Source organism: uncultured Caulobacter sp. (genome assembly GCF_947036865.1).
In the GTDB taxonomy this organism is placed as follows: Bacteria; Pseudomonadota; Alphaproteobacteria; order Caulobacterales; family Caulobacteraceae; genus Caulobacter.
Genome location: NZ_CAMQSF010000005.1, coordinates 54,122 through 74,788, shown reverse-complemented (window position 1 = coordinate 74,788; position 20,667 = coordinate 54,122). Strand labels below are relative to the sequence as shown.

General features: G+C 69.6%; 20 protein-coding genes. 10 read left to right on the top strand and 10 right to left on the bottom strand.

Annotated features, from left to right (window positions below; translation table 11 throughout):
- Positions 1-86: 86 nt before the first annotated feature.
- Complete coding sequence (locus tag Q0V34_RS05730) at positions 87-824, bottom strand: DUF2793 domain-containing protein (protein WP_297509073.1); 738 nt, start codon at positions 822-824, stop codon at positions 87-89.
- A gap of 93 nt (positions 825-917) precedes the next feature.
- Positions 918-1,925, bottom strand: coding sequence for a nitronate monooxygenase family protein (locus tag Q0V34_RS05725; protein WP_297509070.1), 1,008 nt, complete (start codon positions 1,923-1,925; stop codon positions 918-920).
- Between the two features lie 230 nt (positions 1,926-2,155).
- On the opposite strand from Q0V34_RS05725, the gene Q0V34_RS05720 reads away from it, so the two are divergent.
- Positions 2,156-3,547 (top strand): methylmalonyl-CoA mutase family protein, encoded by a 1,392-nt coding sequence (locus Q0V34_RS05720; protein ID WP_297509242.1) that lies wholly within the window; start codon positions 2,156-2,158, stop codon positions 3,545-3,547.
- A 3-nt stretch (positions 3,548-3,550) separates the two neighbouring features.
- Complete coding sequence (gene scpA, locus Q0V34_RS05715; protein ID WP_297509067.1) at positions 3,551-5,701, top strand: methylmalonyl-CoA mutase; 2,151 nt, start codon at positions 3,551-3,553, stop codon at positions 5,699-5,701.
- A gap of 102 nt (positions 5,702-5,803) precedes the next feature.
- Here scpA and Q0V34_RS05710 read toward each other — a convergent pair whose 3' ends face one another.
- Positions 5,804-6,268: a DUF4112 domain-containing protein gene (locus tag Q0V34_RS05710; RefSeq protein WP_297509063.1), complete on the bottom strand. Its 465-nt coding sequence runs from the start codon at positions 6,266-6,268 to the stop codon at positions 5,804-5,806.
- A gap of 36 nt (positions 6,269-6,304) precedes the next feature.
- On the bottom strand, positions 6,305-6,769 hold the full coding sequence (locus Q0V34_RS05705; protein WP_297509239.1) for a DUF4112 domain-containing protein: 465 nt from the start codon (positions 6,767-6,769) through the stop codon (positions 6,305-6,307).
- Between the two features lie 183 nt (positions 6,770-6,952).
- Here Q0V34_RS05705 and Q0V34_RS05700 point away from each other — a divergent pair, with 183 nt between their 5' ends.
- Both Q0V34_RS05700 and meaB read left to right on the top strand, forming a co-directional pair.
- Complete coding sequence (locus Q0V34_RS05700) at positions 6,953-7,273, top strand: YbjQ family protein (protein ID WP_297509060.1); 321 nt, start codon at positions 6,953-6,955, stop codon at positions 7,271-7,273.
- 1 nt (position 7,274) lies between these two features.
- Positions 7,275-8,252 carry a methylmalonyl Co-A mutase-associated GTPase MeaB gene (gene meaB / locus Q0V34_RS05695; protein WP_297509057.1) on the top strand — a complete coding sequence of 326 codons (978 nt, stop codon included), beginning with the start codon at positions 7,275-7,277 and terminating at the stop codon, positions 8,250-8,252.
- On the opposite strand, the gene phaH is transcribed toward meaB, so the two are convergent.
- The 4 genes from phaH to Q0V34_RS05675 all read right to left on the bottom strand — a co-directional run bounded on the left by phaH (position 8,249) and on the right by Q0V34_RS05675 (position 12,201).
- Positions 8,249-9,016 carry a phasin PhaH gene (gene phaH / locus Q0V34_RS05690; RefSeq protein WP_297509053.1) on the bottom strand — a complete coding sequence of 256 codons (768 nt, stop codon included), beginning with the start codon at positions 9,014-9,016 and terminating at the stop codon, positions 8,249-8,251. The two genes, meaB and phaH, sit on opposite strands and share 4 nt — an antisense overlap.
- A gap of 90 nt (positions 9,017-9,106) precedes the next feature.
- The gene (gene chrA, locus Q0V34_RS05685; RefSeq protein ID WP_297509049.1) at positions 9,107-10,390 is read right to left on the bottom strand and encodes a chromate efflux transporter; all 1,284 of its coding nucleotides are present in this window, start codon (positions 10,388-10,390) and stop codon (positions 9,107-9,109) included.
- Positions 10,387-11,208, bottom strand: coding sequence for a 23S rRNA (adenine(2030)-N(6))-methyltransferase RlmJ (rlmJ, locus tag Q0V34_RS05680; RefSeq protein WP_297509046.1), 822 nt, complete (start codon positions 11,206-11,208; stop codon positions 10,387-10,389). The genes chrA and rlmJ overlap by 4 nt, the downstream gene beginning before the upstream one ends.
- A 9-nt stretch (positions 11,209-11,217) precedes the next feature.
- A complete protein-coding gene (locus Q0V34_RS05675; RefSeq protein WP_297509043.1) occupies positions 11,218-12,201 on the bottom strand; it encodes a YafY family protein in 984 nt (327 codons plus the stop codon).
- 81 nt (positions 12,202-12,282) lie between these two features.
- Between Q0V34_RS05675 and Q0V34_RS05670 the strand changes: the two genes are divergently transcribed.
- Positions 12,283-12,633 carry a hypothetical protein gene (locus tag Q0V34_RS05670; RefSeq protein ID WP_297509236.1) on the top strand — a complete coding sequence of 117 codons (351 nt, stop codon included), beginning with the start codon at positions 12,283-12,285 and terminating at the stop codon, positions 12,631-12,633.
- Positions 12,634-12,913: 280 nt separating this feature from the next.
- A complete protein-coding gene (locus Q0V34_RS05665; protein WP_297509040.1) occupies positions 12,914-15,436 on the top strand; it encodes a TonB-dependent receptor in 2,523 nt (840 codons plus the stop codon).
- A gap of 62 nt (positions 15,437-15,498) precedes the next feature.
- Here the strand turns inward: Q0V34_RS05665 and Q0V34_RS05660 are convergent, their stop codons facing one another.
- Positions 15,499-16,038: a GNAT family N-acetyltransferase gene (locus Q0V34_RS05660; RefSeq protein WP_297509037.1), complete on the bottom strand. Its 540-nt coding sequence runs from the start codon at positions 16,036-16,038 to the stop codon at positions 15,499-15,501.
- Positions 16,039-16,297: 259 nt separating this feature from the next.
- Here Q0V34_RS05660 and Q0V34_RS05655 point away from each other — a divergent pair, with 259 nt between their 5' ends.
- The 4 genes from Q0V34_RS05655 to Q0V34_RS05640 all read left to right on the top strand — a co-directional run bounded on the left by Q0V34_RS05655 (position 16,298) and on the right by Q0V34_RS05640 (position 19,485).
- Positions 16,298-17,899 (top strand): flavin monoamine oxidase family protein, encoded by a 1,602-nt coding sequence (locus Q0V34_RS05655; protein WP_297509034.1) that lies wholly within the window; start codon positions 16,298-16,300, stop codon positions 17,897-17,899.
- Positions 17,900-17,924: 25 nt separating this feature from the next.
- The gene (locus Q0V34_RS05650; protein ID WP_297509031.1) at positions 17,925-18,317 is read left to right on the top strand and encodes a cytochrome c; all 393 of its coding nucleotides are present in this window, start codon (positions 17,925-17,927) and stop codon (positions 18,315-18,317) included.
- A 27-nt stretch (positions 18,318-18,344) separates the two neighbouring features.
- Positions 18,345-18,830: a RidA family protein gene (locus tag Q0V34_RS05645; protein ID WP_297509028.1), complete on the top strand. Its 486-nt coding sequence runs from the start codon at positions 18,345-18,347 to the stop codon at positions 18,828-18,830.
- Positions 18,831-19,074: 244 nt separating this feature from the next.
- Positions 19,075-19,485, top strand: coding sequence for a hypothetical protein (locus tag Q0V34_RS05640; protein WP_297509025.1), 411 nt, complete (start codon positions 19,075-19,077; stop codon positions 19,483-19,485).
- On the opposite strand, the gene Q0V34_RS05635 is transcribed toward Q0V34_RS05640, so the two are convergent.
- Positions 19,475-20,665 (bottom strand): MFS transporter, encoded by a 1,191-nt coding sequence (locus Q0V34_RS05635; RefSeq protein ID WP_297509022.1) that lies wholly within the window; start codon positions 20,663-20,665, stop codon positions 19,475-19,477. The genes Q0V34_RS05640 and Q0V34_RS05635 overlap by 11 nt on opposite strands.
- Positions 20,666-20,667: the final 2 nt, after the last annotated feature.

Below are 20,667 nucleotides of genomic sequence, written 5' to 3'. Positions count from 1 at the left end.
GAAGCCGACGGAGGGGGCAGCGCGGCCGCCTCGGCGCTAGCCCCCTCCGGCCCTCCGGGCCACCTCCCCAAAAAGGGGAGGAGACTCTAAATGGAAGCCGGCGCGTCGAAGCGGAGCAGGTGGATCGCCACCCGCACCTTGCCGCCCACGAAATTGCCGCCGACGGCTGTCAGCACCACCGGCGTGTCGCTGTAATAGGCCGTCGGCCCGATCACCCCGATATTGCTGGCGTTCTTGGCGACGCCCAGCGCGCCGCCGAACTTGCTCGCGTCCCCCGCGACGCCGCAGTTGTAGGCGCTCGCGCCCGTCACCGCGATCGTGGTCCGGGTCGAGACCGCCAGCACGATCGCACGGCTCGGGATCGCGATACTGGTCGCCGTCGAGGCGCCCGACAGGGACACCTCCTGCTCCAGGATCTCCAGCCGCGTGGTCGCCAGACCCGGCGAGGCGGCGGCCGTCAAGCTCCGGAACGTCGCCGACAGCGGCGTCCAGGCCGCGCCGTCGAAGACGACCATCTGGTTCTCGTCCTTCAGCCAGGCCAGCACGCCCTCGGCCGGGGCGAGCGCTTCCCAGGCCCCGGCCTCGAAGCGCATCAAGGTTCCGGCGGGCTGGCCGGCCCAGGCGTCGCCGGTCGCGGCGGCGGGCAGGATCCAGACGCCGCCGCTCGACGGCGCGGCGGGCTGGGCCGAGACCGCGCGGCTCTCGACGGCCAGCTGCACCAGGCCGTCGAGCCGGGCCAGGCTCTCGTTGATCGGGATATGCTTCTGGGCCTGGGCGGCCGCCACATAGGGCAGGCCCAGGCGAGGCGTGACGTCGTCGAACATGGCGGCTCCGGGAGCGGGTTTGAGGTCGCTCCCAGCATCGGCGCGCCGCCAAGGTCGGGGACGGAGATGCCGCCGTCCCCGTGGCCCGCCCGCCTATTCGGCGGCGAAAGCCAAGTGATTGCCGGCGGTTAGGGCGGTCTTGGCCGCTAGTTCGGCCTTGGCCTGCTCGTACTCTTGCGCGAACCGCGCGATGAGTTCGGCGGCCGGCACCACCTTGTCGATCGCGCCGATCCCCTGGCCCGAACCCCAGATGTCGCGCCAGGCCTTGGCTTCCTGGTTGCCGCCCGAGCCGAAGCTCATCTTGGAGGGATCGCTTTCCGGCAGGTTGTCGGGGTCCAGGCCCGCCGCCACGATCGACGAGCGCAGATAGTTGCCGTGCACGCCGGTGAACAGGTTCGAATAGACGATGCCGTCGGCGCGGCCCTCGACGATGCCCTGCTTGTAGGCCTCGACCGCGTTGGCCTCCTCGGTCGCGATGAAGGCCGAGCCGATATAGGCCAGGTCCGCGCCCATGGCCTGGGCGGCCAGGATCGAGCGGCCCGAGGCGATCGAGCCCGACAGCGCCACCGGCCCGTCGAACCACTGGCGGATTTCCTGGACCAGGGCGAACGGCGACAGGGTGCCGGCGTGGCCGCCCGCGCCGGCCGCGACCGGGATCAGGCCGGTCGCGCCTTTCTCGATGGCCTTGCGAGCGAAGCGGTCGGTGATGACGTCGTGCAGGGTGATGCCGCCGTACGACTGGATCGCCTGGTTGACGTCCTCGCGCGCCCCCAGCGAGGTGATGACCACCGGCACCTTGTGCTTGACGCACAGGGCGATGTCTTCCTCGAGGCGGTTGTTGGTCTTGTGGACGATCTGGTTCACCGCGAACGGCGCGCTGGGCGCTTCGGGATGGGCCTTGTCGTGCGCCGCCAGTTCCTCGGTGATGCGGTGCAGCCACTCGTCCAGCTGCGAGATCGGACGGGCGTTCAGCGACGGGAACGAGCCGACGATCCCGGCCTTGCACTGGGCGATGACGAGGTCGGGATTGCTGATGATGAACAGCGGCGAGGCGATGACGGGCAGGCGCAGGCGGTCGCGCAGGATCGGCGGCAGGGCCATGGAAGTGCTCCCCTTTGGAGATCGGCTTGTGTCGCCGAATATATGATCACCGTTCAGCTTAAACGCTCGTTTGGCGCCGGCGCAAGGCTTGACGGCCCTAGCGGCAGGGGCGCATCACGATCAAAAACAATAATGCTGCAGTGCAGGAGAGAGACGCTTTGACCGAGGCGACCACGCCCCTGGCCGAGGATTTTGGTCCGCAAGGCGACGACGCGACGCGCGCCCGCTGGATGGCCCTGGTCGAGAAGACCCTCAAGGGCCAAAGCTTCGAGGCGGCGCTGACGGTCATGACGCCCGACGGCCTGACGATCCAGCCGCTCTACACCGCCCAGGACGGAGTCGCCGTGGCCCGCGACCTGCGCCCGCGCGACCCGGACCGCCCCTGGGACCTGCGCGTGCGCGCCGCCCATCCCGATCCGGCCCGCGCGGCCAAGGACATCCTGACCGACCTGGAAGGCGGCGCGGCCTCGGCGCTGCTGGTCCTGGACCCGACCGGCGCGAACGGGATCGCCGTGGGCTCGGCCGAGGACCTGGCGAAGGCCTTGTCCGGCGTGCTGCTCGATCTCGCGCCGGTCGCCCTGGACGCCGGCTTCCTGGGTCCCAAGGCCGCCGACTGGCTGGGAACGCTGGCCAAGGCCGCGCCGAACGCGCCGCTGGCCTTCCACCTGGACCCGCTGAGCGCCTTCGCCCAGTCCGGCGCCAGCCCCGGTCCGATCGAGAGCCATGTCTTCAACGCCGCGACCGTCGGCGCGCGTCTGGCCGGAACCTACGCCAAGGCCAGCCTCTTCCTGGCGACCGGTCGCGCCGCCCACGAGGCCGGCGGCTCCAACGTCGAGGAACTGGCGGTGATGACCGCCAGCGCCCTCGCCTACGCCAAGGCCCTGACACGGTCGGGCCTGTCGACGGAAGAAGCCTTCAGCCGCATCGTCCTCGGCGTCAGCCTGGACGGCGAATACTTCACTGGCGTCGCCAAGCTGCGCGCCGCCAAGGCGCTTTGGGCGCGGCTGACCGAGGCCTGCGGCGTCTCCGTCCTCGCCCGGATCGAGGCGCGCTCGTCGCGGCGGATGCTGGCCAAGGCCGACGCCTGGACGAACCTGTTGCGCCTGACCTCGGCCGGGTTCGCGGGCGCGGTCGGCGGGGCCGACGCGATCGTGCTGGACGCCTTCACCGACGCCATCGGCCTGCCCACCGCCTTCGCCCGCCGCCAGGCCCGCAACACCCAACTGGTCCTGATGGAGGAGAGCCACCTGGGCCGCGTCGCCGATCCGGCCGGCGGCGCCTGGTACCTCGACAGCCTGACCGATCAGCTGGCCCGCGCGGCCTGGGCCGCTTTCCAGGCCATCGAGGCGGCCGGCGGGATCATCAAGGCCCTGGAGAGCGGCCATGTGGCCGACACCGTCGCCAAGACCCGCGCGGCGCAGGAAGCCGCCTTCGCCGACAAGTCGCGCAAGATCCTGGGGGTCACCGCCTTCCCCAACGCCGACGACAAGCCGCCCGAGGTCGAGACGCCCGATCCCGCCGCCTTCGCGGTCGCTGGCCCCGACGTCCGCCTGCCCGGCCCGGACAGCCACTGCCCCGCCCTGACCCCGGTGCGCTTCGCCGCCGCCTTCGAGGAGGCCTGAGCCATGGGCCAGTTTCCCGACTTCACCACGATCGACTTCGTCGAAACTCCCGCCGCTCCCGCCCCCGACGGCGAAGCCTGGGCCACGCCCGAGGGCGTCGCGGTCGCGCCGGCCTTCGACGCCGACGACATCAAGGGTCTCGACTTCACCGGCGGCTATCCCGGCGTCGCGCCGTTCGTGCGCGGCCCCTACCCGACGATGTACGTCACCAACCCGTGGACGGTGCGGCAGTACGCCGGCTTCTCGACGGCCGAGGACTCCAACGCCTTCTACCGCCGCAACCTGGCGGCCGGTCAGATGGGTTTGTCGGTGGCCTTCGACCTCGCCACCCACCGCGGCTATGACAGCGACCACGAGCGGGTGAAGGGCGACGTCGGCATGGCCGGAGTCGCCATCGACTCGATCCTCGACATGCGCACGCTTTTCAGCGGCATCCCGCTCGACAAGATGAGCGTGTCGATGACCATGAACGGGGCGGTGCTGCCGATCCTGGCGCTCTATATCGTCGCGGCCGAGGAGCAGGGCGTCAGCCCCGACAAGCTCTCGGGGACGATCCAGAACGACATCCTCAAAGAGTTCATGGTGCGGAACACCTACATCTATCCGCCCGCGCCCTCGATGCGGATCATCTCGGACATCTTCGCCTTCACCTCGGCGAACATGCCCAAGTTCAACTCGATCTCGATCAGCGGCTACCACATGCAGGAGGCCGGCGCGACGGCCGACCTGGAACTGGCCTATACGCTGGCCGACGGCATCGAATACGCCCGCGCCGGCGTCGCGGCCGGCATGAGCATCGACCAGTTCGCGCCGCGCCTGTCGTTCTTCTGGGCGATCGGCATGAACTACTTCATGGAAGTGGCCAAGATGCGCGCCGCGCGCCTGCTCTGGGCCCGCCTGATGAAGCGCGAGTTCGATCCCAAGGACGACCGCTCGCTCTCCCTGCGCACCCACAGCCAGACCTCCGGCTGGTCGCTGGCGGCCCAGGACGTGTTCAACAACGTGGCCCGCACCTGCGTCGAGGCCATGGCCGCCGTTAACGGCCAGACCCAGAGCCTGCACACCAACAGCCTGGACGAAGCCCTGGCCCTGCCGACCGACTTCTCGGCCCGGATCAGCCGCAACACCCAGCTCTTCCTGCAGATGGAGAGCGGCACGACCCGCGTCGCCGACCCTTGGGGCGGCAGCTACTATGTCGAGCGGCTGACCCACGACCTGGCGGTCAAGGCCTTGGCCCACATCGAGGAGGTCGAGGCCCTGGGCGGCATGGCCAAGGCGATCGAGCAGGGCCTGCCCAAGCTGCGCATCGAGGAGGCCGCCGCCCGCACCCAGGCCCGCATCGACAGCGGCAAGCAGAGCGTGGTCGGCGTCAACCGCTACAAGCCCGAGGTCGCCGACGACATCCCGGTCCTGAAGGTCGACAATAGCGCCGTGCGCGCCGCGCAGCTGGAGAAGCTGGCCCGTCTGAAGGCCGAGCGCGATCCGGCCGCGACGGAGGCGGCCCTGCAGGCGCTGGAGGACGGCGCGCGCGGTAACGGCAACCTGCTCGCTCTCGCCGTCGACGCCGCCCGGGCCAAGGCGACGGTCGGCGAGATCAGCTACGCGCTGGAGAAGGTGTTCGGCCGCCACCGCGCCGAGATCAAGTCGATCCAGGGAGTCTACATGAAGGAGGCCGGGAACGATCCGACCACCGCCCGCGCCAAGGCCATGGTCGAGGCGTTCGAGCAGGCCGACGGCCGTCGCCCGCGCATCCTGATCGCCAAGATGGGCCAGGACGGCCACGATCGGGGCCAGAAGGTGATCGCCACCGCCTTCGCCGACCTGGGCTTCGACGTCGATATCGGCCCGCTGTTCCAGACCCCGGCCGAGGCCGCCCGTCAGGCGGTGGAGAACGACGTCCACGTGGTCGGCGCGTCATCCCTGGCCGCCGGTCACCTGACCCTGGCGCCCGAGCTGAAGGCGGAACTCGCCAAGCAGGGCCGCGACGACATCCTGATGGTCGTGGGCGGGGTCATCCCGCCCCAGGACTTCCAGGCCCTGCGCGACGCCGGCGCCGCGGCGATCTTCCCGCCGGGCACGGTCATCGCGGAGGCGGCGATCGAGCTCCTGGATCAGCTGAACCGGCAGCTGGGGTACACGCAGGCGGCGGCTTAGGATCATCTGTCGGGTGAGGGCGCCGCGTGGCAGGTTCCGCGCCATGAACGCCCTCGTCCTCCCGGCCGCCTCGCTCTGCCTCGCCGAGTTGCCGCCGATCCGCTAGCCGGCCCGCTTCCGGCCGAAGAACCCGCGTTTCTTCCTAGACCGCTCGAAGGCGACCTCCTCGGGGAGGCCGTGACGCGCCTCGATGTCCTTCTGGAGGGCCTTGGCGGCCATCAGGTGGCCCGGGAACACCGTGTCGATCGCCCAGCCCACGACGGGCACGGTGTCGGACGCGTTGTCGATCGCCAGATAGGCCGCCATGCGCAGCAGCGTCGCCGCCGACGCGCCGCCCTGAAAGCCGTGGACCATCAGCAGCGCCCCGGCCCCGAGGCCATAGACAAGGCCCGCGCCCGGCACCCAGGCCAGCACGCCGTCGAGGCCCAGACCGATCGGTCCGATCCCGATCAGCCGGTCCGAAACCCGCTTGACGGTTTCGGCCGAGCGCCAGGCGCGGTGGGCCTTGGCGCGACGATCGGCATGAAGGTCCGCGTAGTCGGAGGAGACGGAGATGTCGTCGGTCATGCCCTGCTCAACGCCTCCGCCCTAACGTCGTTGCGATCAGCCGAGGAACACCACTCGGCGCTTTTCCTTGCCGGCCTGAATACGCGCCAGCAGATCCCGATACTCCTGCGTGCCCTGCACGTCCTTGCGGGCGCCTTCGAAATAGATCGTGTCGTCCATGTGCTTGGTCAGCATGTCGGCCGACCACTTGTGACCGGTGAACAGCACGTCGATCGCCTTGCCCGCCACCGGGATCGAGCCGGCCACGGTGTCGATGAGGATGATCGCCACGATCTGGATGACGACCATCGGCGCGGCGCGGGCCCGCACGGCGTCCAGCACGATCAGCCCGCCGGCGCCCAGGCTGTAGAGTTCCCCCGCGCCGGGGATCCAGGTCAGCAGGCCGTCCAGCCCGACGCCCAGCGGCCCGACGCCCACGATGTTGTCCGACAGCTTCTTCACCCGCTCGACATTGTTGCGGATGTTGTGCAGCTCGACATGCGACTTCGCGAAGATCACCAGGCGGCTCCGGAACGCGGTAAACGCGGCCAATCTGCCTTAAGCCAGGCCGGGCCGAAAGGGCCGGGAGGCCAGATTCCCGCGCCGAGCGAACACGCCGATCCAAAGTCTCGCGTTTCGAGGGAGCCCCTCGCGAACGGCGGCGTTTGCGCCTAAGTTAACCGTGTTGTCCGCCAGGATTCCCGGATGCTGATCACCACCACGCCCTTCATCGAGGGCCGCCCCGTTCAGGAGTACAAGGGCGCGATCTACGCCCAGTCGATCCTGGGCGCGAACGTCGTGCTCGACCTGCTGGCGGCCATCCGCGACTTCATCGGCGGGCATTCGAAGTCGTATGAGCGCGTGCTGGCCCGCGCCCGCGAGGACGCGATGAAGAACCTGGTCAAGGAAGCCGAGAAGCTGGGCGCCAACGCCATCTTGGCCGTCGATCTCGACTACAACACCGTCGGGCCGAACGCCCAGATGATGATGGTGTCGGTTTCCGGGACGGCCGTCGTCCTGTCCTAGTTTGGCCAATCTCGACATCGACACCCTGGAGCCACGCCTGGTCGCCGGCGACCGGGCCGCGCTGGCCCGCGCCATCACCCTGGTCGAGAGCCGCAGGACCGACCACCAGGCCGCCGCCCGCGCGCTGCTGTCGCGCCTGATGCCGCTGACCGGCCGCGCCCAGCGGATCGGGATCACCGGCGTGCCGGGCGCCGGCAAGTCGACCACCATCGAGCGCTTCGGCTGCGATCTGGTCGAGGCCGGTCACAAGGTGGCGGTGCTGGCGGTCGACCCCTCGTCGGGCCGTCACGGCGGCTCGATCCTGGGCGACAAGACGCGGATGGAGCGGCTCAGCGTCCTGGCCGACGCCTATATCCGCCCCTCGCCCTCCGGCGGCGCGCTGGGCGGCGTGGCGCGCAAGACCCGCGAGGCCATGCTGCTGTGCGAGGCCGCCGGCTTCGACATCGTGATCGTCGAAACCGTCGGCGTCGGCCAGTCCGAGACCGTCGTGGCCGACATGGTCGACATCTTCCTGGCCGTCCTGATCCCGGGGGGCGGCGACGAGCTGCAGGGCATCAAGAAGGGCCTGATCGAACTGGCCGATCTCCTGGTCATCAACAAGGCCGACGCCGACCCGGCCAGGGCCGAGCGCTCGGCGCGGGACTATCGCAACGCCCTGCACATCCTGACGCCCGCCCATCCGGACTGGACGCCGCCGGTGCTGACCGCCTCGGGCTTGACCGGCCAGGGCCTGGACGCGCTCTGGAGCCAGATCCAGCGTCACCGCGAGATCATGACCGCCAACGGCGCCCGCGCCGCCCGGCGCGCCGATCAGGACGCCCGCTGGATGTGGGCCATGGTCCGCGACCGCCTTGAAGACGCGTTCAAGGCCGCGCCGGCCGTGGCGGCGCTGGCGCCCGAGTTGGAGGCGGCCGTCCGGGCCGGGCAGGTCCCAGCCTCGGCGGCCGCCGATCGCCTGCTGGCGGCGTTCGGGATCTAGGCTTCGACAGCCGCCGCGAAGCGCTTGGCCTGGGCGACCCAGGCGTCGCGTTCGGCGCGGCCCTTCAGGTTCAGCAGCTGGTCGTAGGAGGCCAGCTCGTCCGGCGTCCAGGCGGCGATCTGGCTGAACTTGGTGACGCCCAGCTCGGCCAGCGAGGCGGCGAGCTTGGGCCCCACGCCCACCAGCTTGGTCAGATCGTCGACAACCGCTTCGACCACCGCCTCGGCCTCGATCGCCGGCGCGGCTTCGACCACCGCCTCGACGGGAGCCTCTTCGGACACGGCCTCCACGGGCGCCGCCTCAACGGGCGCGACGTCGCTGGGTTCGACCTCGGCCGAGATCTCGACCAGGGCTTCGGCGATGTCCTCGTTGGCGGCGATCACCGTCTCGACCGCGACATCGGCCGTCGCCTCGATGATCTCCTCGGCCGTGTCCATCGCCGCCTCGGCCTGGCCCGCCGCCTCGACGACGGTTTCCAGAACCGGTTCGACCGCCGCCTCGATCATCGGCTCGGGCGGCGCGTCGAGCACCGCCTGATCCTCGATCGCGGGCGACACGGGCTCGGGCGCCAGCGCCATCAGCGCCTCGACATTGACCGCCTCGCGCCAGCGGTTGGCCCACCACCAATAGGTGGCGCCGGCCGCCGCCGCGCCGCCGAACATCAGCCACAGGGGCGAAGCCGCGCCCACGACCACGCGGGGGGCGGTCTCGGGCTCGACCTTGTCGGCCGCGTAATCGGGAAGAAAGGAGAACAGGGAAACCATGGCGCGCTCCGTCGGGCTGGCAACCGCGATTTATTGCACCGCAGCATAGCACGGAAAATGCGTTCGCAACCGCAAAAAGTTACCCCGAGGTCAACTTAGTCCGGCGACCTTCAGCAAGACGCCGGCGAGCACCACGACGGCCAGGCTCGCCAGCATCGGCAAGCGAGTGGCGAAGGTCAGCATCAGGGCCAGGATCGTCAGCCCCGCCGCCGCGACATCCAGGCTCGCCACATCGGGCAGCATCACGCTGAGCGCGCCCGCCACCTCCATCGTCTGGCCAGAGCGAAACAAGAGATGGATCGCGAACCACAGGGCCAGCTGGCCGATCACGCCGACGGCGGCGGCCGAGATCAGGCCCAGCGCCTTGGCGGGTCTCGGCTCGCGGCCCCAGCGCTCGAACAACGGCCCGCCGGCGAAGATCCACAGGAACGACGGCGCGAAGGTCGTCCAGGCCGCCATTAAGCCGCCGGCCAGGCCCAGCACCCAAGCCCACTCCGGCGGCGCGGTCTGAAAGGCGCCGACGAAGCCGATGAATACGAAGACCAGGATCAACGGCCCCGGCGTCGTCTCGGCCAGGCCCAGGCCGTCCAGCATCTGGGTCGCCGACAGCCAGCCGAACGTCGAGGCCGCCCGTCCCATATAGGCCAGGGCCGCGTAGGCGCCGCCGAAGCTGATCGCCGCCAGGCCGCCCGCGGTCAGGCCCAGCCAGGCCAGGGTCGAGTTCGGCGCCAGCAGCCAGACCAGGCCGATCGGCGCGAGCCAGAGCGCCAGGCAGATCAGCGCCGTGCGGCCTTGCCCCTTCAGAGGCGCGGGCCGCGCGGCAGGCGCTTGGCCGCCCCCCTTCGCCGCGAGCCAGCCCCACAGGCCCGCGCCGAGGATCACCAGCGGGAATGGCGCGGTCGTGAAAGCCAGGAGGACGAACGCCAGGGCCGCCGCCCCGGCGGTCAGCCGATCCTTGATCGCCCGGCCGCCGATCTTGATCAGCGCCTGCACAACCAGCGCGACCACCGTCGCCTTCAGACCCAGCAGCACCGGCGCGGCCCAGTCCGACCGGCCGTGAACGACATAGAGCGCCGACAGGCCCAGCATCACGGCAAGGCCCGGCAGCACGAACAGAAGCCCCGCCGCGACGCCGCCGCGGACGCCGTGCAGGCGCCAGCCCAGCCAGGTCGCCAGCTGCTGCGCCTCGGGACCCGGCAACAGCATGCAGAAGCCCAGCGCCCGGGCGAAGTCGTCCTCGTCGACCCAGGCGCGCCGCTCGACCACCTCCTTGTGCAGCAGCGCGATCTGTCCCGCCGGGCCGCCAAAGCCCAGCAGGCCGACCTTCAGCCAGACGCCAAGGGCCTCGCCGAAGGTGGGGCGCGCGCGGGTCACGGCCGCCAGACGCGCGAGCGCCCGCCGGGCTCGCCCAGCCGTGCCGCGATCCAGTCGCCGGCCTCGGCGGCGGCGGTCTCGACCGCGGACGGCGCGCCGATCAGGGCCATGGCGCAACCGTTCATCTTCATCGGGTCGGTCAGCGGGCGCAGGCGAAGCTCGGCGATCACGAGCTTGTCGGTCACGGCTTCCATGCCGCGCACGAACGCGTCGAAGGTCTCCAGGTCCTTGATCGGCAGCCAGATCGCCAGGGCCGCGTCCGGCGCGCGGGCCAGCACGGCGCGGGTCGTCGCCACGATGCGGTCGTAGTCGTCCGGCCGCTCGAACGGCGGATCGATGACCACGACGGCGCGGCCGCCCTTGCCGGCCTGATCGGCGGCGGTCCCGAAGCCGTCGGCCTCCAGCGCCCGGGCGTTCGCGAACGGCGCCAAGCTCTGGCGCAACAGGCCAGCATCGTCCGACCGCAGCTCGCAGCCCGTGTAGCGGTCGGGCGCCCGCAGAGCGCGGGCGATCAGCAAAGGCGAGCCGGGGTAGAGATTCCCAGAGGCGCCCTTGTTCAGAGCTTCGATCGCGTCCAGCAGAGGCCCGAACACCGACGGCGCGTCGGCGGCCGCCTTCAGGCGGACGACGCCGGCCTCGGCCTCGCCGGACCGCCGCGCCATCTCGCCGGCCAGGTCATAGGCCCCGGCACCCGCGTGGGTGTCGATCACCGCCACCGCCGGGCTCTCCGCCCGCAGAGCCGCCAGCAGCGCCAGCAGGATCGCGTGCTTGTGCAGGTCGGCGAAATTGCCGGCGTGGAAGGCGTGGCGGTAGTTCATGCCTCGTCCCTACCACGCCCCGTGCGCGCGGCCAGCCTCGCGCAGCTCGGCGACCATCATCTCCTTGAGGACCTGAGGCCCGACGATCTCGATGTCGCCGCCCCAGGTGAAGAGGTGCCACGACAGCTCGCGCATGCCGCCGGCGCGGAAGGTGACCAGCACAGAGCCGTCGGCCTCCTGAGTCACCGCCTGCGTCGCGTGGAACCGCCAGCGCAGGGCGTCCTCGGCGCGGCTCTTCTTGATGCGCAGCACCACGTCCTGGATCTCGTCGTGATAGATGCCGAAGCTCTCATCGGCGAAGGCCTGCAGAGAAAAGTCCTCCGGCGGGGACGCGGGACGATCCAGCACCTTCAGGTCGCTCATCCGATCCAGCCGCCAAGAACGCGGCTTGCCGCCCTCGCCCTCCAGCGCCACCAGATAGTTGCTGCGGCCGAACAGCACCCCAAGCGGCGTCACCTCGCGCGTGCGCCCGGGCGTGCTGCCGCCCTCGTAGCGGAACGACAGGGCCGAGAGCCCCTTGATGGCCGTGCGGATCGCCGCCAGCACCGCCTGGTCCTCGAAGGGCCTGGGACCGGCGTGGACGGCGATGGTCTCGGCCTGGACCAGAGCCTCGACGTCCGGCGCCACCCGCCGACGCGCCGAGCCGCGCAGCGCCGACAAGAGCTTGGCCTCTAGGGCGTAGAGCGAGGCGGCGCGCGCGTCGGCGCCCGACGCCTTGTAGCCGTCGGCGGCGGTGCGCAGCGCGGCCAGCTCCTCGGCCGTCGGGGTCTGGAACACGCCGTCGAGCCCCGAGGGGATACGGAAGCGCTTGGTGGGCGGGTCGTCGATCGCCTCCATCTGCGGGAAGGCGGTCCAGACGGCGTCGCGCATCCGCTCGGCCGTGCGGCGGCCCACGCCCAGCGCCCGGGCCATCTCGTCCAGGGTCATGCCCTCGGCCGAGCCCGCCAGCATCCGGGCGAGGTCCAAAAGGCGGGTGGCTTTCTCGTGTCGCATGGGATCAGGATATACGACCGTTTCTGTCGCAAGGCGCGCACAATCTGCGGGGGTCGAGACTGGAGATCCCCAATGGCCCCGATGTCGCGCTTCGCCTGCTCCCCCTGGGCCGTCACGCCGATCAATCAGGCGATGATCTCGGCCGTGCTGGACTTTGGCGACATCCATCGGGACCTCGGCGGCGGCCGCACCCTGCGCCGCATCAGCCACGAGCGCGCCGCGCGGGCCGACATCTTCCTGCTGCTGGGCCGCGACGCCGAACGGGTCACCGACGTCGGCCTCGTCTGGGACGATCGCGAGGACCAAATCGTCCGCGTCACCGACGACGCCGAACTGAGGGATTCGCGAATGGTGGCCTGGGAAGAGGCCTTCGAGCTGTTCGAGACCGAGGACACCGACGAGATGGCCGAGCCCCTGCGTCTGGTGGCCTGAGCCAAACCCGTATCGGGGGCTCGCGCGGCCCGAACCGCGCTTTCTGCTCAAAATCCGTGATCCGACGCCGCGCAAAACGGCGCCCATCGGGCGTCGGCGCGGCTGTGGCGTTTTTCTGACAGCCCGCCATTGCCGAACGCAGCGACTTCGATCCCCATGAATAGATCGGCCAGTATCCGATTTATTCCTGCGTTTGCGTCAAAAACCATAATTTCGGGGAGAAGAACGCCATGGAGAAGGGAATCGTCATGCGTCAATAAACAGAAAGAGGGGGTTACTCATGACTCGACGTTTCAAACCCGCCCTGTTGGCGGGTATTTCCGTACTATCCGTTACTTTCGGATACTCAACTTCAAGCTTCGCGGCGACGCCCGCGACGCCGTCCGACAAGACCGAGGTCGACACCGTCATTGTCACGGGCACGCGCCAGACGGGCCTGCGTGTCATCGACAGCCCCGCTCCCGTTCAAGTGGTCGACACCAGCACGCTCGAGCGCACCGGCGCGGTGGATCTGCGCCTCGGCCTCGCGAACCTGGTGCCCTCGTTCAACGCCCAGGCCTTCGGCGGCGACACCGCCAACCTGACCCTTTCGGCCCGCCTGCGCGGTCTGTCGCCCAACCAGGCCCTGGTGCTGGTCAACGGCAAGCGCCGCCACACCACCGGCAACCTCGCCGTTCTGTCCGGCGTCTACCAGGGCGCCGCCGCCGCCGACCTCGGCTTCATCCCGATGGCCGGCATCGGCCGCATCGAAGTGCTGACCGACGGCGCCGCCGCCCAGTACGGCACCGACGCTATCGCCGGCGTCGTCAACATCATCCTGAAGAAGAATACGTCGGGCGGCTCGATCTCGGCGACGGGCGGCGAGTATATCGACGGCGGCGGCAAGACCGCCGGCGGCTCCGTCAATCTTGGCCTGGCCCCGACCGAAAAGAGCTATCTGAACCTGACGGTGGAAAGCAAATATCACGGCTTCTCCAACCGCGGCCTGCCCGACCAGCGCGTCTTCAATCCGGCGAGCCCCAGCTATTCGGCCGCCAACAACGCTGTCGAGAGCCAGATCCCCGGCTATCCGAATCTGAACCTGATCTCCGGCGACGCCGAGTATCGCCTGAACAACCTCGCGTTCAACGGCGGCGTGGAGCTCGCGCCCGACTTCGAGCTCTATTCGTTCGGCACCCTGGGCCACAAGGACGCCTCGGCCTACGAGAACTATCGTCGCTTCACCCGCATCCAAGGCAAGCAGGGCGCCGCCGATCGGCCCTTCCCGCTGGGCTTCTCGCCCCGCGAGCGGATCATCGAGACCGATTACGCCCTGACCCTGGGCGTGTCGGGCAAGCTGGCCGGCTGGGACCTGGACGTCTCGTCGACCTACGGCAAGGACGACATCGAGGTCCGCGTCGAGAATTCGGCCAACGCCAGCCTGTACGCCGACACCTCGACCCTGACGACCAAGGGCTTCACCCCGACCTCGTTCCACGCCGGCAGCTGGCGGACCACCCAGTGGACCAACAACATCGATCTGCGGCGCGGCTTCGATGTCGGCTTCTCGGCCCCGCTGGACGTCGCGGTCGGCTACGAGCAGCGCCGCGACACCTATCGCATCGGTCAGGGCGACGCGGCCTCGACCTACAAGGAAGGGTCGCAGTCCTATCCGGGCTTCTCCAAGACCGACGCCGGCGGCCACGCGCGGACCAGCTGGGCCGTGTACGGCGACGTCGCCGCCACGCCGGTCGAGGCGTGGAAGATCGACGCCGCGGTCCGCTACGAGAAGTTCAGCGACTTCGGCGACACCACGGTCGCCAAGCTGACCAGCCGCTATGACTTCAACGAGATGGTCGCCCTGCGCGGCACGATCTCGACCGGCTTCCGCGCCCCGACCCTGGCGGAATCGTTCTACTCGGCCACCAACGTCTCGCCGACCAGCGCCTTCGTGCAGCTGGCGCCGAACTCGAACGCCGCGCGCCTGCTGGGCATCGACAAGCTGAAGCCCGAGAAATCGACCAACTACAGCGTCGGTCTGGTCGCGCACCCGATCCCGAAGATGACGGCGACGATCGACGCCTATCAGATCACCCTGAAGGACCGGATCTTCGGCTCCAGCTCGGTCTACGGCTTCCGCAACGGCGCGCTCACCAACGCCAATGTCAACGCCGCCATCGCCGCCAACGGCAACGTGCTGGACAGCACGGTGACCAGCACCGGCATCAACATCTTCTCGAACGGCCTGGACACCCGCACCCGCGGCCTGGACGTCGTGATCGCCTATCCGACCGACCTGGGCGACTATGGCCGCATCGACTGGACGCTGAGCGGCAACTTCAGCCAGACCAAGATCACCAAGGTCAAGGCGCCGCCCGCCGCGCTGGCGACGCCCAGCACCGCCTTCCCGACGGGGCAGTTGCTGTTCGCCGGCAACGCCGCTTCGCTGCTCGAGAAGGGCTCGCCGAAGTACAAGGTCGGCCTCAACGGGCTCTACACCTACGGCAAGGTCTCGCTCAGCCTGACGGAGACCTTCTACGGCAAGGCCGAGGCGCTCAGCGATCCGGGCACCGGCCCGCTGCTGAACACCGTGGCCGGCGCCACGGCGATCACCGACGCCGAGCTCTCCTACAAGTTCCCGATGGGCGTCACCGCCGCGATCGGGGCCAACAACCTGTTCAACAAGTATCCGGACAAGTTCTCGGCCGCGTTCCAGGCCGCCTGCGTCGCCTCCGGCAGCGGCTGCGTGACCCAGTACCCGTCGTTCTCGCCCTACGGCATCAACGGCGGCTACTACTACGGCCGACTGACCTTCGCCTTCTGAGGCGAAGACAGCGCTGAAGAGTCGAGGGGCGGATCGAAAGGTCCGCCCCTTTCGCTTGGCGGTCAGAGCGCCTTGCCCATCCGGATCAGGGGCACCCTATAGCCGGTCGACGTCGCCGCCTCGAAAGGTTCGATGTCGTGATAGCCGCAGGCGCGATAGAGGGGTGCGCCGCCCATGGTCGCGGCCATCTCCACCCGCGCGAAACCCTCCGCCCGAGCCGCGTCCTCGCAGGCGTTCAGAATCAGTCTGCCGACGCCTTTGCGCGTATGCTCGGGGTGCGTGTACATCGCCCGCACCCGCGCCGCGTCGATCCTCGGATCCAGCAGCGCCGCGTCGCGGCCCGCCGAGTGATCGCCGCCGAACAGGGTGGCGCGCCGGCTCCAGCCGCCGCAGCCGGCGATCTCGCCCGCGTCCTCGACGACGAAATAGGTGCCGTCCGCGATCAGCTGGGTGTCCAGCCCCATGACCTCGTGCGAGGCCGCGACGCCCTCGGGCGGCAGGAAGTCCCGCAGAAGCTCGTCGATCGCGCGATCCATCAGGACCGACAGGACGGACATGTCCTCGGGCCGCGCCAGGCGCAGGCGAAGGTTCGATTGGGTCATGCCTGCTCCTTCCTCATCCCGACGCGCGCGCGAAAGGCGATTTCGCGCCGTCACCGCCGATCGCCCGCCCCCGCCCAGCGATCGCACAATGCCCGCTCGCGGCGCCCAATGGCCAGGCGTCTAACATGTCAGGACCGGGACGAACCGGAAATGCATTGCGCCGCGAAGGCTCCGGTTTCGAGATGACGAGGTCTGGCGCGACGAGGCCGCGTCGGGGCCGTCGACGGCGCGGGCCGGGCGACAAACATGCGGGGATAAGATGAGCGGATTGGACGCGTCTGCGGCGGGGGGCGTACTGACACGCCGCAGGTTCTTCGAAAGCCTGGCGTCGGTGGGGGGCATGTCCCTGGTCCTGTCCGGCATGGAGGCGCTGGGCTACGGCATCGCGTCGGCGACCGAGCGGCCGCCGGAACTGACCGGCGGGGCCAAGAACACCAAGATCGTCATCCTGGGCGCGGGCCTGGCGGGCATGACCGCCGCCTACGAACTTAGCAAGGCGGGCTATCAGGTCCAGGTCCTGGAGGCCCGCGCGTTCGCCGGCGGCCGGTGCCAGACCGCGCGCAAGGGCTTCAAGCACACCGACCTGATCGGCCACGAACAGACCTGCGACTTCGACGACGGGCTCTACATCAATGTCGGCCCTTGGCGGATCCCCTATCACCACCGCTCGACCCTGCACTACACCAAGGCCTTCGGCGTGCCGCTGGAGAGCTTCGTCAACGACAATGACGCGGCCTATGTCTATTTCGAGAAGGGCGCGGGACCGCTGGCGGGCAAGCCGGTCCGCAAGGGCGAGATCGCGGCCGACATCCGCGGCTACACCGCCGAGCTGGTCGCCAAGGCCGCCAGCGCCGGCGCGCTCGACGCGCCGCTGACCGGCCTCGATCGCGAGAAGTTCATCGCCTACCTCGTCAACGAGGGCCGGCTGTCCAAGGACCTGGCCTACAAGGGCACCGAGGGGCGCGGCTTCTCGGTGAATCCGGGCGCGGGCGTCAATCCAGGCCCCGGCAAGGAGCTGCCGCCCTACGCCTTCAAGGACGTCCTCGACAGCGGCGCGTGGAAGGTCCTGAGCTCGGTCACCGGCTACGAGCAGCAGCGCACCATGCTGCAGCCGGCCGGCGGCATGGACCAGATCGCCAAGGCCTTCGAAAAGCGGGTCGGCCCGATGATCCGCTACGGCGCGGTCGTTCAGAAGATCAAGCAGTCGCCGTCCGGGGTCACCGTCGCGTTCAAGGACGCCGACGGCAAGCCGGGCGAGGTCACCGCCGACTACTGCCTGTGCACCATTCCCTTGAGCGTCCTGAAGCAGATCGACCTCGACGCCTCGGCCCCGTTCAAGGCGGCGATGAGCGGCGTGGCCTACGCCCCGGTCAACAAGATCGGCCTGCAGATGAAGACCCGCTTCTGGGAAGAGAAGCACCACATCTATGGCGGCCACATCTATACGGACCTGGCCGGGATCAACTCGATCTCGCTGCCGTCCACGGGCTGGCAGGGCGAGAAGGGCGTGCTGCTGGGCTACTACGCGTTCGGGGGCGAGGCCGCCAAGATCAGCGCCAAGACCCCCGCCGAGCGCGCCGCCTTCGCCGTCGCCGCGGGCCAGAAGGTCTTCCCCGAATACGCCGACAATTTCGAGAAGGCCTTCTCGTTCAGCTGGCACCTGGCCGAGTACAATCTGGGCGGCTGGGCCGAATGGGGCGAGACCGGCCGTAAGGACAGCTATCCCATCCTCTGCGAGCCGGACGGCCGGCTGTACCTGGCCGGCGAACATCTTTCCTATCTGGGCGGCTGGCAGGCGGGGGCGATCGAGTCGGCCTGGCAGCAGATCGGCAAGATCCACGCCCGCGTCTCGAAAGCCTAAGACAAGAAAAACCTCGGGGAAATTCATGATCTTCGCTCACCGTGTCGCCGGCCTGGCCCTCGTCATGGCCGCCTTGACACCCGCGATCGCCTTCGCCGACGGCAAGTCGCTGTTCCTGGACAATTGCTCGGCCTGTCACCAGCCGACCGGCAAGGGGGTGCCCGGCGCCTTCCCGGCCCTGGCCGGCTCGGCCTTCGTGCAAGGCGATCCGAAGATCGTGATGACCACCGTGCTGAACGGTCGCGCCGGCATGCCATCGTTCAAGGACGACCTGTCGGACGCCGATCTGTCGGCCATCCTGACCTATGTCCGCTCGTCGTGGGGCAACAAGGCCGCGGCCGTCAAACCCGCCGACGTCGCCGCCGCCCGCGCCGCCGCCAAGGCCGTCGCCAAGGGCCGCGGCCTGCAAGCTCACTAAATCGCTCACATCCAAGGGGAGAAGATCATGAAACGCCTCGTCGCCCTCGCCGCCGGCCTCTGCGCCCTCGCCGGCGCCGCCCACGCCCAGGACATCGTCCGCGGCGGCGATCCCAAGGCCGCCATCGCCAGCGTCGTCACCGTGCCGGCCGGCTACGAGACCATCTATGTCAGCGGTCTGACGCCGGCGGTGGTCAACAAGGACGCCACCGGCCCGGCCATGTTCGGCGGCGACACCAAGGTCCAGACCTTGAGCGTCCTCAGCCGCATCCAGGAGACCCTGAAGACCCAGGGCGCGACCATGGCCGACGTCGTGATGATGCGCGTTCTGCTGGTCGGCGACCCGGCCAAGGACGGCAAGATGGACTTCGCCGGCATGATGGAGGCCTACAAGACCTTCTTCGGCACGGCCGAACAGCCCAACAAGCCCGCCCGCATCACCAGCCAGGTCGTGTCGCTGGTGCAGCCGGGGATGCTGGTCGAAATCGAGGTTCAGGCGGTCAAGAAGAAGTAGCCGTCGCCAGCGCCGCGCATTTCAGGGCGTGATGAAAACGCGCCCTGACAACGTTGTCTAACCCGGCGCGGCGCGCTATATCCAGCTTAGCCCTTTCGGGCGTTTCCTCCCGATGACTCGGCCGCCTTCATCTCCTGGAAGGCGGCCGTTCTTTTGTCGGACTCCGGAGCTACCGGTCGGCCGTGACCCTCGCCCGTAACTTCCGCGCCGCCGTCCGCCTGGCCGCTATTCGAACCTCGCCTATTTGGCGGTCGAGCTGGCGGTGGCCCTGCGCATAGGCTCGGTTTCGCTGCTGGCCGACAGCGCCGACTTCTTCGAGGACGCCGCCGTCAATTTCCTGATCCTCGCCGCGCTGAACTGGAGCGCCGCGCGGCGGGCCATGGTCGGCGTCGCCCTGGCCGTCAACCTGTTCTGCGCCTTCGCTCTCGCGCGCCACCGCGCCGCGGCCGGCAGCCTGTCGAAGGCGGCCTTCCTTTCGGCCCGCAACGACGCCATCGCCAATATCGGCATCATCGCCGCGGGGCTTCTGACCATCCCGACCCGCTCGATCTGGCCCGACCTCGTGGTGGGCCCGTGCATCGCCGCCATGAACCTGGACGCCGCCCGCGAGGTCAAGAAAGCCGCCCGCGAGGAGGCGGCCGACGCTAGGGCCTGACCGGGTCGACGGCCCGGATCTCCCCGCCGCGCGACTGTCTGGGCGCGGTCGCGAAGGCCAGGCCCGCGATGAACAGGACCGCCAGCGCCTGCACCCACAGCTCGCCGAACAGCATGGCGCGGGTCCCGGCGCGATCGTGCATCCAGCCGTCGAAGCTGGTCATCAAGGCGATCGGCGCGTTCGAGATCGCCGCCATCAGGTTGAAATTGGTGGCGGCCGAGCGCCGGCCGATCGCCTCCAACACCGTCGCGGAATAGGCCGCGTAGCCGCCCCCGATCATCACGGCGTAGGCCAGGGTGAAGACCACGAACACTGTCGGCGTGCGCGGCGCGAACGCCATGACCGCCGCGATCACGCCGCTGCAGAGGCCGAAGAGAGCGTAGGCGCTCCTGGGCATGAGCCGATCGCATAGACGCCCGCCCAGCAGCGACCCGACCGCGCTGCAGACGCCGCCCAGCAGACCGCTGCTCAGGGCGACCAAATCGGCGCCGGCCCGCCACTCGCCGGCGATCACCGCCCAGGGCGCCGCGCCCGAGGCGATCGGCAGCAACATGGTGACCAGGGCGAGATAGCCGGTGCGCGAGCGGGCCACCGCCCAGACGTCGACGACCACGGCGCGCAGCCGACTCACATAGCGCAGGGCTTGGTGGGCGCGCGGCAGGGCGGGGAGCCGCCAGGCGAGAAGGGCGCACGCCAGGCAGATCGCCGCGAGCGCCAGCGCCGAAACGGCGGGCGGACCCACGTGCTGGACGAGAAACAGCGCCAGACCGCCGCCCACGCCCGAGCCGCCGAGATTGCCCGCCTGGGCCCAGCCGCTGGCCCGGCCGCGCATCTGGGGCGGCGCGAGATGGGTCAGGAAGACGTCCGTGGTCATGCCCGCCAGGGTCGCCGCCGCGCTGGACAACGCGACCAGGCCGGTCAGCAGCGGGACGGCCCCCGGGCTTGGGTGGACCAGACTCATCGCGATCACCGAGAGGCCGACCAGCAGCGCGCCCAGCCCGTACCAGCGCCGCGGGTCGCCGACCGTGTCGATCACCGGCGCCCAGGCCAGTTTCCAGGTCTGAACCCACAGCCACATGGCCATGATCGCCGTGACGTGGACCGCGCTGACGCCCGCCCGTCCCAGGAGAAAGGCCAGCGTCACGGTCGAATAGCCGTTGGAGACGCCGAAGGGCGTCATCA

Coding starts and splice junctions, on each gene's coding strand:
- Q0V34_RS05730 (WP_297509073.1), bottom strand. CDS start 824: ATGTTCGACGACGTCACGCCTCGCCTGGGCCTGCCCTATGTGGCGGCC.
- Q0V34_RS05725 (WP_297509070.1), bottom strand. CDS start 1,925: ATGGCCCTGCCGCCGATCCTGCGCGACCGCCTGCGCCTGCCCGTCATC.
- Q0V34_RS05720 (WP_297509242.1), top strand. CDS start 2,156: ATGGCCCTGGTCGAGAAGACCCTCAAGGGCCAAAGCTTCGAGGCGGCG.
- scpA (WP_297509067.1), top strand. CDS start 3,551: ATGGGCCAGTTTCCCGACTTCACCACGATCGACTTCGTCGAAACTCCC.
- Q0V34_RS05710 (WP_297509063.1), bottom strand. CDS start 6,268: ATGACCGACGACATCTCCGTCTCCTCCGACTACGCGGACCTTCATGCC.
- Q0V34_RS05700 (WP_297509060.1), top strand. CDS start 6,953: ATGCTGATCACCACCACGCCCTTCATCGAGGGCCGCCCCGTTCAGGAG.
- phaH (WP_297509053.1), bottom strand. CDS start 9,016: ATGGTTTCCCTGTTCTCCTTTCTTCCCGATTACGCGGCCGACAAGGTC.
- rlmJ (WP_297509046.1), bottom strand. CDS start 11,208: ATGAACTACCGCCACGCCTTCCACGCCGGCAATTTCGCCGACCTGCAC.
- Q0V34_RS05675 (WP_297509043.1), bottom strand. CDS start 12,201: ATGCGACACGAGAAAGCCACCCGCCTTTTGGACCTCGCCCGGATGCTG.
- Q0V34_RS05670 (WP_297509236.1), top strand. CDS start 12,283: ATGTCGCGCTTCGCCTGCTCCCCCTGGGCCGTCACGCCGATCAATCAG.
- Q0V34_RS05665 (WP_297509040.1), top strand. CDS start 12,914: ATGACTCGACGTTTCAAACCCGCCCTGTTGGCGGGTATTTCCGTACTA.
- Q0V34_RS05660 (WP_297509037.1), bottom strand. CDS start 16,038: ATGACCCAATCGAACCTTCGCCTGCGCCTGGCGCGGCCCGAGGACATG.
- Q0V34_RS05655 (WP_297509034.1), top strand. CDS start 16,298: ATGAGCGGATTGGACGCGTCTGCGGCGGGGGGCGTACTGACACGCCGC.
- Q0V34_RS05650 (WP_297509031.1), top strand. CDS start 17,925: ATGATCTTCGCTCACCGTGTCGCCGGCCTGGCCCTCGTCATGGCCGCC.
- Q0V34_RS05645 (WP_297509028.1), top strand. CDS start 18,345: ATGAAACGCCTCGTCGCCCTCGCCGCCGGCCTCTGCGCCCTCGCCGGC.
- Q0V34_RS05635 (WP_297509022.1), bottom strand. CDS start 20,665: ATGACGCCCTTCGGCGTCTCCAACGGCTATTCGACCGTGACGCTGGCC.